Annotated in this window: 17 protein-coding genes; 5 read left to right on the forward strand and 12 right to left on the reverse strand. The window is 45.0% G+C overall.

Features of this window, described 5'->3' with window-relative positions; all coding sequences use genetic code 11:
* On the reverse strand, positions 1-1,476 hold the full coding sequence (locus BLS23_RS19980; RefSeq protein ID WP_089654775.1) for a phytoene desaturase family protein: 1,476 nt from the start codon (positions 1,474-1,476) through the stop codon (positions 1-3).
* Complete coding sequence (locus BLS23_RS19985; RefSeq protein ID WP_089654789.1) at positions 1,473-2,957, reverse strand: phytoene desaturase family protein; 1,485 nt, start codon at positions 2,955-2,957, stop codon at positions 1,473-1,475. The genes BLS23_RS19980 and BLS23_RS19985 overlap by 4 nt, the downstream gene beginning before the upstream one ends.
* Before the next feature lie 277 nt (positions 2,958-3,234).
* Between BLS23_RS19985 and BLS23_RS19990 the strand changes: the two genes are divergently transcribed.
* Positions 3,235-3,438, forward strand: coding sequence for a hypothetical protein (locus BLS23_RS19990; RefSeq protein ID WP_089654776.1), 204 nt, complete (start codon positions 3,235-3,237; stop codon positions 3,436-3,438).
* A gap of 75 nt (positions 3,439-3,513) precedes the next feature.
* Complete coding sequence (locus BLS23_RS19995) at positions 3,514-3,639, forward strand: YjcZ family sporulation protein (protein ID WP_089654777.1); 126 nt, start codon at positions 3,514-3,516, stop codon at positions 3,637-3,639.
* Between the two features lie 214 nt (positions 3,640-3,853).
* Here the strand turns inward: BLS23_RS19995 and BLS23_RS20000 are convergent, their stop codons facing one another.
* The 9 genes from BLS23_RS20000 to BLS23_RS20025 all read right to left on the reverse strand — a co-directional run bounded on the left by BLS23_RS20000 (position 3,854) and on the right by BLS23_RS20025 (position 11,956).
* The gene (locus BLS23_RS20000; protein WP_089654778.1) at positions 3,854-5,809 is read right to left on the reverse strand and encodes a sensor domain-containing protein; all 1,956 of its coding nucleotides are present in this window, start codon (positions 5,807-5,809) and stop codon (positions 3,854-3,856) included.
* Between the two features lie 26 nt (positions 5,810-5,835).
* Positions 5,836-7,197 (reverse strand): TrkH family potassium uptake protein, encoded by a 1,362-nt coding sequence (locus tag BLS23_RS20005; RefSeq protein ID WP_089654779.1) that lies wholly within the window; start codon positions 7,195-7,197, stop codon positions 5,836-5,838.
* A gap of 164 nt (positions 7,198-7,361) precedes the next feature.
* On the reverse strand, positions 7,362-7,787 hold the full coding sequence (locus tag BLS23_RS20010; protein WP_089654780.1) for a YwpF-like family protein: 426 nt from the start codon (positions 7,785-7,787) through the stop codon (positions 7,362-7,364).
* 81 nt (positions 7,788-7,868) lie between these two features.
* The gene (gene moaA / locus BLS23_RS20015; protein ID WP_089654790.1) at positions 7,869-8,882 is read right to left on the reverse strand and encodes a GTP 3',8-cyclase MoaA; all 1,014 of its coding nucleotides are present in this window, start codon (positions 8,880-8,882) and stop codon (positions 7,869-7,871) included.
* Positions 8,883-8,886: 4 nt separating this feature from the next.
* The gene (locus BLS23_RS20020) at positions 8,887-10,158 is read right to left on the reverse strand and encodes a molybdopterin molybdotransferase MoeA (RefSeq protein ID WP_089654781.1); all 1,272 of its coding nucleotides are present in this window, start codon (positions 10,156-10,158) and stop codon (positions 8,887-8,889) included.
* Positions 10,159-10,387: 229 nt separating this feature from the next.
* The gene (locus BLS23_RS22185; protein ID WP_279615137.1) at positions 10,388-10,522 is read right to left on the reverse strand and encodes a hypothetical protein; all 135 of its coding nucleotides are present in this window, start codon (positions 10,520-10,522) and stop codon (positions 10,388-10,390) included.
* A gap of 82 nt (positions 10,523-10,604) precedes the next feature.
* Positions 10,605-10,739, reverse strand: a complete 135-nt coding sequence (locus BLS23_RS22190) for a hypothetical protein (RefSeq protein ID WP_279615138.1) — start codon at positions 10,737-10,739, stop codon at positions 10,605-10,607.
* Between the two features lie 118 nt (positions 10,740-10,857).
* Positions 10,858-10,995 (reverse strand): hypothetical protein, encoded by a 138-nt coding sequence (locus BLS23_RS21890; protein WP_167356131.1) that lies wholly within the window; start codon positions 10,993-10,995, stop codon positions 10,858-10,860.
* Positions 10,996-11,422: 427 nt separating this feature from the next.
* Positions 11,423-11,956 (reverse strand): HD domain-containing protein, encoded by a 534-nt coding sequence (locus BLS23_RS20025; RefSeq protein ID WP_089654782.1) that lies wholly within the window; start codon positions 11,954-11,956, stop codon positions 11,423-11,425.
* Positions 11,957-12,158: 202 nt separating this feature from the next.
* On the opposite strand from BLS23_RS20025, the gene BLS23_RS20030 reads away from it, so the two are divergent.
* Entirely contained in the window at positions 12,159-12,884 is a 726-nt protein-coding gene (locus tag BLS23_RS20030) for an SDR family NAD(P)-dependent oxidoreductase (protein WP_089654783.1), read from the forward strand.
* A gap of 73 nt (positions 12,885-12,957) precedes the next feature.
* Positions 12,958-13,290, forward strand: a complete 333-nt coding sequence (locus BLS23_RS20035; protein ID WP_089654784.1) for a hypothetical protein — start codon at positions 12,958-12,960, stop codon at positions 13,288-13,290.
* Between the two features lie 152 nt (positions 13,291-13,442).
* Here the strand turns inward: BLS23_RS20035 and BLS23_RS20040 are convergent, their stop codons facing one another.
* A complete protein-coding gene (locus BLS23_RS20040; RefSeq protein ID WP_089654785.1) occupies positions 13,443-14,828 on the reverse strand; it encodes an MFS transporter in 1,386 nt (461 codons plus the stop codon).
* 820 nt (positions 14,829-15,648) lie between these two features.
* Here BLS23_RS20040 and BLS23_RS20045 point away from each other — a divergent pair.
* The coding region (locus BLS23_RS20045; protein ID WP_143015309.1) for an IS110 family transposase at positions 15,649-15,851 on the forward strand (203 nt) is incomplete at its 3' end.

Here is a 15,851-nt window from a genome sequence, read left to right on the forward strand (position 1 = left end):
CTAAACACCTCGCTTGTAATTATGCCTTTCTTTAACACCATATTGCAAATTATCTGCCAACAATTTTGCTCCTTGCATGACAATTGGAACACCACCGCCTGGATGAATCGAAGCTCCAACCGCATACACATTCCCTAACGCATACGGCTGCAGCTGCGGTCGAAACACCCCGGATTGGAAAAGAGTCGGCGCGATTCCGAAGCTGCCTCCTGCAAACAAACCTTCCCGTTCAGCATCTTCAGGGGTTCGGACGTGCATCCATTCGATATGTTTTCTCAAGCCCGGAAACCCGCGTGCTTCCAGTTCATCGATGATGCTTTCAATCAATTGGTCTTTCTTCCCCCAATCCACCGACTCTCCTGTCGGCACAGGAATCAATGTGTAGAGCACACCTTTTCCATCAGGTGCGAGAGAAGGATCCACTAAGGACGGATGGAAGGTATAAAATGACGGATCATCCGGCAATTGCTTTTCAACAAACACTTGACGCATATGGCGGTCAAAGTCACGAGACATGAAAAACTGGTGGATGGAGTCATTCTCATACGTGCGGTCAAGCCCCATATAAAGTAAGAGACAACCAGAGGAAGGAGTATATTTCCGTTGAAGCTGCTTTTCAGCGGGCATAATTTTGTCCATCAGAGGGAAATCACCGTTCAAGATCAATTCATCGAACTTGATTTTTTCTCCTCCTGCCGTTATGGATAATGCTCTATCCTTGTTTGTTTCTACACCTTCTACAGGCATTCCTTTATAAATATGAACCCCTCTTTTTTCCAACTCTTCCTCGATGATTTCAACAAGATGAGCATAGCCGCCTTTCATGTACCAGATGCCGTGCTCATGTTCACTGTAAGACACGAGCGAATACATCGCCGGCGACTGTTCCGGATGACCTCCGATGTACAACGTTTGTAACGTATAGGCTTCGACGAGACGCTCATCATCGAAATAACTGCGCATCATTTTTTTAACGTTCTGGTAAGCTTTTAATTTGATCAATGTTTTCAAGTTTTTACGGGAGAAAAAGGTTCGCTTGTCTACGAACGATTTTTCGAGAAACTGCGCTTTCCCCTGTAAAAACCGTGTCCGCATATCGCTTAAGAACCGGTCGAAATGAATCTCATTGCCAGGGAACTTTTCCTTTAATTCCGCTTTTTGTTTTTCGGTATCTGAATATTTGTTGAACGTCGTCCCGTCAGGAAAATGGATATTATAGAGAGGGTCGCAAGGAATCAATGGAATACGGTCCCTGGAAATGCCGCCGTCTTCTAAAATACTTAGAAGCATCTCAGGCAGAAGAACGATCGTGGGACCCTGGTCGATTTTGAACTCGCCATGCCGTTCGTACGTAAGCCTGCCTCCGAGCACGTCTTTCTTTTCATATATGGAGATCTTGCGGTCAGGGTCGTTGGATAAAAGCAGAGCCGTTACAAGACCGCCAATGCCTCCGCCGACAATCGTCGTTGTTGTCATATCGGCTGCACCTCCTCTTCCCTGATCCATCCGGTCGTTATCCTGGCCGATTCAAGGATGGTCGGCAATCCGCTTCCTGGATGGGTTCCCCCACCGACGAGCCAGCAATGATCAAGTTCCTGAAACCTGTTGTGCGGCCGGAAGTACATCATCTGGGAAAGTTGGTGACCAAGACTGAACGTCGCACCCTGGTGGACAAAATGATCGGTCTCCCACTGTTTCGGAGTGAGGACTTTTTCTTCAACGACGTGGCTGCGGATATCTGTGAACCCTGTTTTTTTCTCGATTTCGTCATAGATTAATGATTTGAATGTTTCCTGCTTATCCTCCCAATCAATCTCAGAATAATTGTTTGGAACAGGAGCTAATATATAAACGGCTGAATGACCCTCAGGTGCAAGCGTCGGGTCGGTCACGCTAGCATTATGGATATAGATGGACGGCTCGTCGGACAACACGAGGTCTTTCGTCATCTCATTTACATTCTTCTGGTAATCTTCTGCAAAAAGAATGGTATGATGCGGCATGTCGTACACCTTGTCAAGACCAACATAGATCATGAACGTCGAACATGAAAACTTCTTCTTTTGAAGCTTTTCTTTGGAATGGCGGCGCAGGACACCGTCATCGACTAAACGGGTCATCGCTTCAGCGAAGTCCGCATTGATGATATATTCATCCGCGTGTACCGTTTCCCCGGAGTCGAGGACAAGCCCCGTTATCTCCTTACCTGATACATTGATTTTCTGCACACCCTCATTCAAATGTATTTGTCCTCCGTGTTCCTCTGTCACTTCCGCCATCGCTTTCGACAGTTGATTGACCCCTCCGATCGGGTGAAACACTCCCCACTCATGTTCCATGTACGAGAGGATGGAAAAGGCTCCCGGACATTCCCACGGCGACATGCCTAAGTACTTCGCCTGAAATGTGAACGCAATTTTCAGCCGTTCATCAGTAAAGTAATCGGAAAGGACATCATAGACCGATTTGCCGAGTGAAAGCTTTGGCAGTGCTTTCAGCGCCCGCTTACTCATATAGTCGGTCAGCTTGTTATGTTTCGTTTGTAAAAGTGGCATGAGTGCCTGCATTTTTTCCCTTGTGTCCTTCATGAAGTTTTCATAACCCGCCTCATTGCCCGGGAAATGCTCAGCGATCACCTCAAGCATTTTTTCCCTCTCCCGGTACATCGGCACCCTTTTTCCGTCGAATTGAAGTTCATACATAGGGGAAAGCTCTTTCAAATCCATGTAATCGTGAACATTCCTCCCGGACATTTCAAAGATTTCCTCCATGATCTGAGGCATACTCAAAAATGTCGGACCGATATCGAATGTATAATCCCCGAGCGTAAAATGACCGTTCCTTCCGCCCACATAGGATTGTTTTTCATAGACATGAACGTCATAGCCTTTAGCTGCAAGGATCATCGCTGAGGCTAAGCCTCCAGGTCCTGCTCCGATTATGGCGATCTTTTTCATAACCATCCACCTTCTCTCTTGAACTTCTACTGTACAATCATTATACAAAATATGTACAAATGCAGCCATTGATCCAACTTCACCAATGTGCTCTGCCAATTTTTCCATTTCTTTATACTCATTTTTTACCCTTCAGGCGGATGTTATAACCCTCTACTTCAGTAAAGTACTACTTTCGCTTCTGTTTCTTGATATTCCTCCTAACGGTACAGGGTGGTTTTATGACAAGGATAATAAAGGGAATCGAGGGGATAATATGGGCGAAGGAGGCATGGTTATGTATTCAAATCAAAGGATTTCCGGTCCTTATTACCCTTCCCATTCGACCCATCACCCACCACACAACCAATACAGCAACGAACAATTGAACCATTGGTGTGAGGAGCTGGATCAGTGTGATCATCACCAGGAGCAACAGTCGGACAACATGCACCAAAAAAGTAAAATCACAAAACTTTCGCCCCCGACCTTCATGATTTGATGAAGCTGGGTAGATGACCATACACAGCCCCTCCCACGTGCATAGGCTACAAATGTAACAACAGGAGGTGAGCTTATGTACGGAGGCTATCCTTACGGAGGAAGACGGTGCCACAGACCACGACGTTACGGCAATAACTTCGCCTTGATCGTCGTATTGTTCATCCTATTGATCATCGTAGGTGCAGCATTTTACTGCTAACCACTGATTTGTGCTTGAAAAAGAAACGCCAAGCATAAGACGAGGGACGGGAGGATGTCCTTTCCACCAAACTTGTCCAGCGTCTTATGGAGAAAGTAGAGGTAGACGCTGAGAGAGGATGGGAGAAAAGACAACCCTCTCCCCTCTTTAAAAGACTCATCTTTATTCTTTTTCCTAAAAAAGGACACAGCCTTATCGGCTGTGTCCTTTTTAATTAGTGGACCGGTTTGTTTTCGAAAACGGTGATCAACTCCTCAGCGGGCAGTGGCTTGCTGTAGAAATACCCTTGGATCTCATCACACTTTTCACTTTTAAGAAAATCCCATTGTTCGGCGGTCTCTACGCCTTCTGCAATCACCTTCATATTCAATGAATGGGACATGTGGATGATCGATTTAACAATGGCCTGGTTTTGCTCCTGGTTTTCACTGATGAAAACTTTATCGATTTTCAACTTACTCACAGGAAAACGGCTCAAGTATTTGAGTGATGAATATCCCGTGCCGAAATCATCGATGGAGACATGGACTCCTAGGTTCCGGAGTTCATTCAGTGTTTGGATGATGTACTCTTCGTTGGTCATCGCCATGGATTCAGTAATTTCAAGCTCCAGATACATCGGGTCGAGGCCGGTTTCTTTCAGTATCTGTTTCACCCGATGGACAAGGTCCTTTTGTAAAAACTGCAGAGCTGAGAGGTTCACACCAACAATGACTGCCGGATACCCTTCTTCCTGCCATTGTTTATTTTGACGGCACGCTTCCCGTATGACCCAATCACCGATTTCGAAGATCTGGCCATTTTTTTCTGCGACCGGTATGAAGGTCGCCGGAGAAATCCTTCCTTTTTCCGGATGGTTCCAGCGAATCAAAGCTTCAAGACCGACGATTTTTCCTGTGTGTATGCTTTTTTGTGGTTGATAATGCAGTTCCAGTTGATTGCCTTTTAAGGCTTTACGCAGTTCTGAATCGATGGAAAGCATTTGTTCAAACTCTTCACTGATCGATGTGTTATAGCAAAGATAATCATTGCGATGCTTTTCTTTGACGGTGTACATCGCACTGTCTGCCTGCTTGATAAGATCTCCAGCTGTCTTTCCATGCTCCGGGTAAAGGCTGATTCCAATGCTTACGGATGTGTACAACTCATACCCGTCGATGACGACAGGCTTCCGGAAAGCTTCAATCAGCTTTTGCGCCAATGACTCTGCATCGGTCTGATGGTTCACATGCCTCTGCAGGACAAGGAACTCATCCCCACCCATACGAGCAATGAACGTATCTGCATCCTGATGCAATTTCAAACGCGAAGCACATGCTTTCAACAGTTCATCCCCGAAAGAATAACCGAGGGTGTCATTGATTTGTTTGAAATAATCAAGGTCGATGAAGTGGACAGCAAGCCCGTCCTTCTCTTCGATCGCCTCTTTGACCATATCCATGAAGTAATAGCGGTTGGGAAGGTCCGTCAGTTCATCATAATAGGACATGAATTCAATTTTTTTCTCGTTATGTACACGTTCAGTAATGTCCCGAACGATCGCCACGCGTAAAACACGATCGTCCTGAGGATAAGGGTGGGCGAGGACTTCGATATAAAAAGGGGTCCCATCTTTCTTAATCGCCTTCAGCACATAAGGCTGTTCAGGGTAGCTAAGAAAAAGCTTGTGCAGCGCTTCGTGTTCACCTTCTTCTGTGAGCGTGAACGCGTCCTGTTTCATAAGTTCTTCTTTTTCGTAACCGAACATGTGTGCAAGCGTGTCATCACAATCAATGATCTTTCCTTTTTCGTGAATGACCATCCCCTCGGATGGAACCGTTAACCGTTGACTCATCTTTTTCTTAACTTCGAACGTTTGATCGAGCATCGGGACGGCTTGGAGAAAAATGGCGTAAAGGGAGCTGTTTTTCTCCACTTCCCGGCATTGAACTTTATACAACGGACCTCCTGATGGGGGGAGATCCACCAACTTCGGGGTTTCTTCCTTTTTCAGTTGATGAAAATCAAGGAGATCGACGAGTGACTGGAGATCCCCGTCGATCAATTCTCCCGCTTTGTCATTGAACCGAAGCAGTTCCCCTTCTTCATCTACAAAAAGCAGGGCATCATTCATTTGTTGAAAAATCCAATCATCTATAGGTAATGCAAGCTCTTTCAAACGATCCGACATAAGTGTGCCCCCTAAACAGCTGTGTTCTAACCAATAATGATTCTTTCTCTAGGATAATGAAATTTCCCTTGAGCTTTGTCATGCTTCTTGAATGAGAATAAGAATGTCAATAATCCGATACGTCCTAAGAACATGAGCAGCATAAGCACGACTTTTCCAAAGGAAGACAGGCCTGGCGTGATGCCGAGGGATAACCCAACCGTTCCGAACGCCGAACAGACCTCAAAAACGAGTTCATTCAGTGTAAAAGGTTCTGTGATGGTCAGAGTGATAACAGCGCTGAAGCAGACGAATAAGGCGACGATCGTGACGACCACCGCTTTATTCAAGTCTTCTGGATGAACTTCTCTTCTGAACAATCGAATATTGTTCCCGCCTCTGGCAAAGGTCAATACAAAGATGACTACAAGAGCGAATGTCGTCGTCCGGATCCCCCCTCCCACACTACTCGGGGAAGCACCGATAAACATCAAGGAAGACATGAACAGCTGGGTTTGTTCTGTAAATTGATTGATATCCATCGTGGCGAGACCACCGCTTCTCGTTGTGACAGACTGGAACAAGGCATAAAAGAAAATTTCATGCCAGGACTTGTCTGTAAAGAAATGATTGCTTTCTAAAATGATGATCATGATTGTCCCTAATACAACTAAGGCAAAAAAAGTAAAAGTCGTCAGTTTGGCAAACAATGAAAAACGAATCGTTTTCTCTTCATGATTTTGCATCAAATATTGTTTGACCTCGATCAGAACCGGAAAACCGATGGCTCCGGCAATGATGAGGATGATGTTGATGAATTGCACAAAATAATCGTCACGAAACGGGATCAATGATTGGCCCGTGATGTCAAAGCCACCATTCGTCATCGCACTAATCGTACCGAAGAAACCCTGCAAATAAGCTTCGCCTGGTTCATAGTACTGAAGAAAATACGTACCTAGGACAAGGAAACCGACCAGTTCGATCACCAATACAACGATAACGATTTGTTTCACTAGTCTTACCATCCCGGCAAAGGACGTCTGGTTCTGGTCTGTCATAATCAAACGGCGTTCCTTCAAACCGATTTTCTTCCCGAGCATCAACCAGATCAACGTACCTAAGGTCATCACACCGATCCCTCCGAATTGAAGAACGATCGCCAGGATGAAATAACCCGTCGTACTGAACGTTTCCGCTGTGGGCAGGGTGGTCAAACCTGTGACACTGACCGCGCTGACCGCCGTGAATAAAACATCGATAAATTCAACTTTGACCCCATCCCTGTGCGCCACAGGAAGTGCAATCAATATAGAGGATATGGTCACCGCGACCATATAATATAATGCGATTAATTGGAATGGCGATAAGTCATTCAGCCATCGCAGGCTCTTTCTTCTCACCCACATAAAGTAAAACTCCTTTGATGTTGCCAGGTCTAATGGATGTCTATCACCACTATTAGTATAGCAGGATGCTCGACAAATTACTTCCGTTTTTTTAAAAATATAAGACATTTGTACTAATACACACGTCGGAGGCGTCTGATATTCAGACGCCTCCAACCCTATGCTTATGCTTTTGATTCCTGGCCACGCTTTTTGAATTCTTCTAAGAGGTCTTCTCCCTGATAGCCTTCGTCCATCAATTGCTTTAACACCCACTCCACTTGTTCCTGCTGCCGATCTACAATCGTTCCCATGAAAATGACATTCATACGGTCGCCGATCATGTTGACGTCAATCGGTTTCACAAGGAAAGTCGCCGGACGGTTGCTTTGTTTCGTAATCTTCACTTGTATGATGATTTCTTCTTGATTTTCTTTCATCGTTTCAAAGAAGTCGCGATAACTCTCATCGACGTACGCCTCAATCACCCAACGACCGTGATCATCTTCCCTGTTGATGATCAAACCATCTTCGAGCTTGATGCGTCTTTGAGTGATATCCTCATGCTTTTCTTCCACGATATCCAATGAAATCAGTTTAAAGGTTTTCATTCGAATGACCTCCGAGAATGATAATTATCTCCATTATAGAACACGGAGAGGACTGGAGCAAAGACTGATTTCGACCTTTTTTTATCCACCGATGTAAGACATTTCGATTTTATTCTCTTTCATCGGCTTCCCTTGGGCCCTGTCGACTGAATATTGATCGGTACGACCTGTCCAAATCGCGAGCAAATAGTCCGTAATTGTTTCATCATCTTCCCCATCACGAAGCATGGTTTTCAAATCATACCCGGATGAAGCAAACAGACAGGTAAACAAGTTTCCGTCTGCGGACAAACGGGCCCTCGTACAGCTCGAGCAAAACGCTTCCGTCACGGATGAGATTACTCCGATCTCTCCCGAACCATCTTCATAACGGTAACGGGAAGCCACTTCTCCATAGTAATTCGGATCCTGAGCCACGAGCGGCATTTCTTGATCGATTTGTTCGATGATCCATTTTTTCGAAACGACGGCATCCATATTCCAGCCGTTGTGGTTGCCGACCTCCATGAATTCAATAAAGCGCAGCGTATCGCCGGTCCCTTTGAAATAGCGCGCCATCGGCAGGATTTGGTCTTCATTCATTCCTTTTTTCACGACCATGTTGATTTTGATTTTCAATCCTGCTTCTCTCGCCGCTTCGATTCCTTTCAACACCGGTTTCGTTTTGATGCCACGTCCATTCGTTTCCTGGAAAACGTGATCTTCAATCGCATCAAGGCTGATGTTCACACGATCAAGCCCTGCATCCTTCAGTTTTTGAGCCTGCCTGACAAGAAAGACCGCGTTCGTGGTGACGGCAATATCTTCGATGCCATCGATTTCTTTTAACCGGCGCACGAGATCCGCAAGGTCTTTCCTCATCAAAGGTTCGCCTCCGGTCAGGCGTATTTTTTCCACGCCGAATTGGGCGAAGATCTTCGCAAGCCGTACAATTTCATCAAAACTCAGGAGTTCTTCTTTTGGTAAAAAAGCATAATCCGGACCGAAAATTTCTGCCGGCATACAGTATGTACATCGGAAATTGCATTGATCGATCACTGATATTCTTAAATCCTTGATGGGACGACCGAGTTGATCAATGATGTGTGAATCGATAAGATCACCCCTCCTCAAAATATTCTTGTCCGCTTTGATCTTCTAAAAGGATCGCTTCTACAGCATCTCCTTTTTTAAATCCTCTCGTTCCTCCGGGAAGCACAAGAAAGGCGTCTGTTCCAGCCAGGGATGTAACGACATTCGACTTGTCCATCCCCGCTGGAGAGACCATCACTTTCCCTTCCTCGTAGTGAATCTTCCCACGCACGAAACGGGTGAAAGGATTCGGCTTGGGGAAGTCTTCTCCGAGTGTTGCTTTGATACGTGTATGGAAAGGCTTGGGGTTTCCAAGCAACTTTTGAATGATTGGATAGGTGAATAGTTCAAAACCGACATAACAAGCGGACGGATTGCCGCTTAATCCATAAAGCAGCTGGCCATCAAGCTCAGCGACGGTCGTCACACTACCCGGGCGCATCGCCACTTTATTGAAAAGCACCTGAGCCCCTAGTTTTTCATAAATGTCCGGCATGAGGTCATAATCACCGACAGATACGCCTCCTGTCGTAATCAAAAGATCATAATCGTTTAGAGAACGGGAAACCGCACGAAAACAAGCGTCAAAGTCATCCACCAGTTTCCCTAAAAAGTGACCCTCCGCTCCTGCGCGTTCGATTTGGGATAAAATCATGGGAGCATTGGAGTTGCGGATCTTCCCTGGCTGAAGGGGTTCATCTACGTCAAGCAGCTCTGTTCCCGTTGCAAAAACGCCGATTTTCGGCTTTCGATAAACCTTCACCTCTGGATACCCGAATGTAGCGAGGAGTGCTTTGACACCAGGATTGATACGCGTGCCTGCCTCGACGAGCACTGTCCCCTCTTCTGTCTCCGATCCTTTACCGATAATATTCTGGTCCTGATCCATCGATCGCTTTAATGTCATGTAAGAGACGCCTTGTTCTTCATAGGTTTGGCAGATTTCAAACATTGCGACACAATCCGCACCCTCAGGAATCTCTGCCCCTGTCATGATACGGACGGCTTCCCCTTTTTCTACCGGTTTACTTGCGAGCTGGCCGGCACCAATGGTTTCCGTTACACGGAAGCCGCCTGGATTTTCTCTCGATAAATCCTTCGTATCTTCTGAGCGTAAAGCAAATCCGTCGTAAGGGGATTTGTTGAAAGGAGGAACAGGATGCGTAGCAAGTAAGTCTTCAGCTAACCTGCGTCCATCACTTTTCTTAAGAGGAACGGCTTCGGACCTTCCTTCTTTATTATAGTTCATAACCCTGTCGACAGCTTGTGGTACAGGGAGTGGGTTTCTATGTAAGTTCATCTTCGATCCTTCCTTTTCTAACGTCTTCCTTTGAACATATAGGAATATTCGTATTTTTTCAAAGATTGTATGTATGATTTACTTCTTTTCCCTAATGGTTTGGTAAATAAACACTCATCTTGTAAATCGCTGGAAGGTTTTCGTTATGATATCAGGGTTTTCAGTGTTTTATCAGTATCTGACAAATAATATTAAAAGCCCGAAGCAACGGCTCCGGGCTGAGTCTTAGTTAAATGGGATCGTACACATTGACGACGTGGTTGATCGCTGTCTCATCCTGCTTTTTCCCACGTCTTTCTTCTTTACGCGCATGCTTTTTCTCACTACTCTTCGTTATTTTCTTATTCCCTGATGCCATGTTCATTCACTCCCCTCCTTCCTATTGTTCCAAGGAAGAAAGGATTTTATGACAAAACCTCTGCCTGACAGGCAGAGGTTTCAATGGTTTATATCCGTGTGTATTTGCTTTTCACATCATTGATTTTCTGTTCGATCTGCTGGCTGCGTCGTTTTGATTTTTCGACAGAGGCGGCATTCGCACGTTCAATAATGATGGTAAAAAGAATCATATGGATTCTCATGTTTTTTCCTCCTCTTTGTACTGAGGCTAAGCGGTATCCTTCTCAACATTCAACCAGTTCATAAAAGCCATTCTCAGCAATTCTCCCATTGTCATCATCTCCTTAATATTTGTAGGTGTTACATGTAACGGCTGAATGCAGATTTCCGATCAAGCCACTGGTCTTTCGCCGTCGGTCGGTACCCGGGTAACGGCTGACAACTTTTCTGCTTGTTTTTTGCGACGGTAATCGTAAAAATGAAAAATTGAATCGTCATGAAAATCACCTCATTTCAAAGTGTAATATTTATATCTAAAGAGTAAAATTACTCTTAGATAGCATAAGAAAAAGCCGCAGGGCATACTGCGGCTTTCGAAGAAATCTCTCCACTAAAAAAGCCACAGGAATACAATATGCATCTCCTGCGGCTGATATGAGTGCTTTTTTATAAAATAGTCGTAGATCTCAGATACGGATCTCCGCGCAGGTCGATGGTATGAAATTGTTTTGGTTTTGTGTCATCCAGTTTTTCATGTTTTCCGACCTCGCTTTCTGAGAAATTTTCCTTACACTGGAAATTATATAGGACGTTTTACGGAAAGTAAAGCCTATTCCCAAAATATTCTTGACTTTTTTAGAAGGGCAGAAAAATTCCTGCCCATAACGCCCCTGCTCTGATTCAATGTATAAAGGGCCAGAGGAAGTTATGCCAACTCATCATCATCTTGCAAAAATTTTTCGATTTTCAAATCCAATTCATGCAATCGCTTCAATGCTTCGCTTTTGTCCATTTGTTTGTAATGATGCAACCCCATCGGCTGCTCATCCTTTTCATCGGCTTTCGCTACAACATGTTGAAGCGGCGTTCTTTTTTCTTCAAGACCAAACGGCAGGTAGCTGTCCGTGTGGAGAAGAACAGCCACAGATACTTCCTTCGCGACGAGACGGTCTTCGCCGAGACGGATCAGTAGCTTATGGGCCCGTTCCGCGCCCTTGATCGCATGGATATCGGACTTCCGGTATTCATCATAATCCCATTTCCCATCCCGGTACCACTCATAATGCCCCATGTCATGGAGCAAAGCTGATTTCGTAGCAAGGTCAGGGTCCACTCCCTTTTTCAATGCCATATCAAATGCGTATCCTGCAACGGTGACCGCGTGGTTGATTCCTGAGCGCTGCAAGTACTTTTGTGTAATGCGATGTTTGAACACATCGACGAGTGTCACTCTTTTCATACGATCACCTCCGATTTTTTAAAAAAGATCATATCATGATTACCCACTTAGAACAAGATTCCACTCGTTGATTCGCAGCTTTCGGAGAGCTTGGAGTGGAAAGTATCTTTTCAGACGACGTTTAATACAGTCATTGATTTCACATTCCTATGGAAGTTTACCCTATAATAGAAAAAGGAAACGATTCCGGGGAGGGATAAACATGACAAAAAAGAACGAAACGGTACTCATCACAGGCGTTGCTCAGGGCATTGGGCGTGGATTAGCTATAGCTTATGCGGAGAGAGGATACCGGGTGATTGGCTGTGATGTGAATGAAGAAAAAGGTCGGGAAACGATAAAAGAAGTGGATGGTGTACTCGTGCGTTGTGATGTAAGTGATCCAGAAGAGGTCGAAATTCTTTTCCAAAAAATAAAAGAGCCTTTTTCCATTTTGATCAACAACGCCGGCGTTAGTGAATTCAAATCGATATTCGAATTGGACGTGAATGAATGGGACCATGTGCTGAATACAAACCTGCGCAGCTGTTTCCTTTTTTCAAAATATGCAGCTGAAAGATGGAAAAAGGATAAGATTCCTGGACGAATTGTGAATATGGCATCTACGAGGGCGTTCATGTCTGAGCCTGACTCGGAAGCTTATGCGGCAAGTAAAGGAGGCCTTTTCGCGCTTACCCATGCAATGGCCGCTTCTTTATCTCCCTACAACATCCGGGTGAACAGCATCAGTCCGGGTTGGATTCATACAGGCGATCCTCATGAATTGAGAGATGTCGATCATGACCAGCACTTATCCAATCGTGTAGGTACGGTCGATGATATTGCAAAAGCTTGTTTTTATTTGACGGATGAGGCGAATGATTTTGTGAATGGAGAAAACGTGACCGTTGATGGCGGAATGACTCGAAAAATGATTTATGAACATTGATGATGGCAAAATGTTTAGTATAAGTTTTGTAGGGGTAGTGATATAGCAACAAAACATTACGGAGGTGACGACAGTGAATGAGCTGTCTTCTTACCAAATCACATTGAATCGCCCGTTAAAAACAAACCAGATTATGAAAGTGTACAAAACGATTTCGAAAAATGGGTGTGACTTATACTTACATCAAAATCAGCTGATTGCTGATGCTGGGCACCTTCCGAAATTATTATCATTTTTTCTATTCATGGATAAGGAAGAGTCATTCGTCATGATCATCGACGGCGAGTGTGTCGATGATGTTTACAACGAAATCGAAGACGAATGGGAGGATCATATTGCGGAGAGTACGTGCCGCAGAAAATACAATGATGCGATGGTTGAAAACGAAACTTCTATCTTAGTATAACGTTTGTACAATTATCTTAATAACCGTTGTACGATGGAAATGTCGAATGATCGTGCACCTTCTTCCGAGCGAAGGAGTGATCATCTTTGATTTTACGACTATCCAGAGACTCCTTCGCATCCCTTTTATACATAAGACGAAACCCGCTCCTTTTACAAGGAAGCGGGTTTCTTTTGGGCATACGTGTGTTCTTTTTTGTAAAAATTCATCCGGAACTGCAGAAATCCTAAAAGGATGATAAGAGAAAACGCCAAGAATATGTTGCTGTAAACCGCCGTCGTGCCTTCAAACCCTAGCCAGTTGAACGGCTGGTTAGGGTTGAATACGTCGAGCGCTTTTCCAATCAAAGCGCCACTTAGAGCACCGGATACGAAGTTGAGCAGGTTGAACACTCCCATTCCAACTCCTGTTTCATTTTTGTGTAAAATGTTCGCCAGGATGTCAGCAGACGATGCCTGCACGAGTGGAAAGCTCATGTAAGCAATGATGATCGCTGCACTTACGATATACGGATGTGCGCCGACAAGTGTAGACAAAACGACAAATCCGGTCCCTAGTAAGCCCAGGGCCATATAAAGAACGAACGTGTTCCCTTTTGAATCGACGAGATTCCCACCTTTTTGTCCCATCAAAGCTGCACTCAATGCCCCTGGAAAAAGGACGAGACCGATCATCATCGTTCCAAGTCCATAAGCATCACGGAACATGATCGGCAGCATGAACATCATGCCGAACAAACACACGACACCGAGAAAACTTGTAATGATGGTGGCTCTGTACTGATTGCTTTTGAATAGATGAGCAGGTATAAATGGTTCGTCGATCGCCTTCATCCGCCATAAATTCAAAACAAAGAACAGAACCGTAAACAGGAACAGCCAAGTGATCCCGAGGGTAATCCCAAGCATAAGCGTAGAAATCACTCCGGCGATTAAAGCAGCACCGACATAATCGATGTACCCTTTTTTCGACTCTTCTTGAGGCAGGTTTTTACGCAAGAATGGCAAAGTAATAATAATCATCGCAGACGTTAAGAACAAATACCGCCAATCAAGAAAACCTGCAATAAATCCACCGGCAATCGGGCCCACACCTGAGGCGAAAGCCATGACAGATGAGACGATTCCCAGCACTTTCCCACGCTCATTCGGAAAATAACGAATCGGCGCCAAGAATACGAGCGCCGGAATCATTGCCCCGCCTACCGCCTGGATCACTCTTGCCAGCAGGACCATCCCATAGTTTTGAGCAAAAAAGCCGAACAAAGAGCCGGCACAAAAAATGCTGAGTCCAAACGTAATCAATGTTCGATATGGATAGTAATCGGCCAGTTTTCCGTAAGTGAGAGCCCCGACGGCATAGACCATAATATATCCTGTCATGACCCAGCTGACTTCCGATGGCATCAGTTGATACGTTTTTGCTATATCGGGAACAGCGATGTTGAACATCGTTCCATTCATCACTGACATCATCATAACCGCGCAAAGGGAGATCAATAATCCCTTTGGGTTACGTACTTGTTGTTCTTCTTTCATGTTTTGATCTCCCCTCCATTATTTCGTTACCCGAAATGATTCTACACGACATCCTTATCAAAAGCAACGGCCAAACCTCACATCTACGCATTTAGTTTTTTTATCATAAGCTCCCTTTAGTTGATGACTCAGTTTCGAGACTTTTGATGAGCGGATCGGGGATCCTGGGGATGGCTCGCTTTCCGCGGGAGTGCGTTGAGCCTCCTCGGACTGCCGTCCTGCGGGGTCTCACCAAGCACTCTCTTCCCGCAGGAGTCTCACCATCCCCAGAAGCCCCTTGCTGTAATAAGAATCTCGAAACAATCTCCAAACAACAGGGATTTTATGTCTCAAATTCCTACAATGACAGGATTTAGGTGTGATTTCACCCGGACTTGGCAGGTTACTTTGAAGCGGATTTCGAGAACCTCATATGTCAAAGGGGCGGAGGGAATCGGTGAGATGGTATCTCGAAACCACTTCTGCCTTTCATGCTTAAGGGAAGTGAAGAAATATATACTTGTAGGCAGGTATTATCATCGTGATCGCTTTATATAGAGCATTTTATGCCTATCACAAATAAGGATGGAAGCCTCTCCTTCTGAGCGTAGGGGTTCGTTCATCATATACTTCGAATGGGGTGGTTGGGAAGCTGCGAGACTCCCGCGGGAATGGATTGGCTGGCGAGACCCCGCAGAGCTTTAGCTCGAGGAGCATTCCTGTAGGGAAACGATTTGAGGAAATATCGAATAGTTTGCGGTGTGCATAAAAAAAGCCCCCTTGGTACGATAGAGAGTGTCATGCATGACCTCGAATTAAGTACCGAAGGGAGACTTCAATTATGGATACTACACAAAATCAAAGAATAATGCAAACCAATGAACACACGATCGCTATAGGGGTGGACGTGGCGAAACACAAACACGTGGCCCGAGCGGTGGATGATCGTGGGGTTGACCTTGCCAAACGCATGGTTTTCTCCAATTCACTAGAAGGTTTTCAAAAGTTACAGAAATGGATTCAGGCTTTAAAAGCGCAAACAGG

This window comes from Halobacillus aidingensis (assembly GCF_900104185.1).
Taxonomy (GTDB): domain Bacteria; phylum Bacillota; class Bacilli; order Bacillales; family Halobacillaceae; genus Halobacillus; species Halobacillus aidingensis.

What these genes read in the sequence shown, in the direction of transcription:
- BLS23_RS20005 (WP_089654779.1), bottom strand. Translation starts at nt 7,197, where the DNA reads ATGTGGGTGAGAAGAAAGAGCCTGCGATGGCTGAATGACTTATCGCCA.
- BLS23_RS19980 (WP_089654775.1), bottom strand. Translation starts at nt 1,476, where the DNA reads ATGACAACAACGACGATTGTCGGCGGAGGCATTGGCGGTCTTGTAACG.
- BLS23_RS19990 (WP_089654776.1), top strand. Translation starts at nt 3,235, where the DNA reads ATGTATTCAAATCAAAGGATTTCCGGTCCTTATTACCCTTCCCATTCG.
- BLS23_RS20030 (WP_089654783.1), top strand. Translation starts at nt 12,159, where the DNA reads ATGACAAAAAAGAACGAAACGGTACTCATCACAGGCGTTGCTCAGGGC.
- BLS23_RS20040 (WP_089654785.1), bottom strand. Translation starts at nt 14,828, where the DNA reads ATGAAAGAAGAACAACAAGTACGTAACCCAAAGGGATTATTGATCTCC.
- BLS23_RS20000 (WP_089654778.1), bottom strand. Translation starts at nt 5,809, where the DNA reads ATGTCGGATCGTTTGAAAGAGCTTGCATTACCTATAGATGATTGGATT.
- BLS23_RS19985 (WP_089654789.1), bottom strand. Translation starts at nt 2,957, where the DNA reads ATGAAAAAGATCGCCATAATCGGAGCAGGACCTGGAGGCTTAGCCTCA.
- BLS23_RS20020 (WP_089654781.1), bottom strand. Translation starts at nt 10,158, where the DNA reads ATGAACTTACATAGAAACCCACTCCCTGTACCACAAGCTGTCGACAGG.
- BLS23_RS19995 (WP_089654777.1), top strand. Translation starts at nt 3,514, where the DNA reads ATGTACGGAGGCTATCCTTACGGAGGAAGACGGTGCCACAGACCACGA.
- BLS23_RS22185 (WP_279615137.1), bottom strand. Translation starts at nt 10,522, where the DNA reads ATGAACATGGCATCAGGGAATAAGAAAATAACGAAGAGTAGTGAGAAA.
- BLS23_RS21890 (WP_167356131.1), bottom strand. Translation starts at nt 10,995, where the DNA reads ATGACGATTCAATTTTTCATTTTTACGATTACCGTCGCAAAAAACAAG.
- BLS23_RS20010 (WP_089654780.1), bottom strand. Translation starts at nt 7,787, where the DNA reads ATGAAAACCTTTAAACTGATTTCATTGGATATCGTGGAAGAAAAGCAT.
- BLS23_RS20025 (WP_089654782.1), bottom strand. Translation starts at nt 11,956, where the DNA reads ATGAAAAGAGTGACACTCGTCGATGTGTTCAAACATCGCATTACACAA.
- BLS23_RS22190 (WP_279615138.1), bottom strand. Translation starts at nt 10,739, where the DNA reads ATGAGAATCCATATGATTCTTTTTACCATCATTATTGAACGTGCGAAT.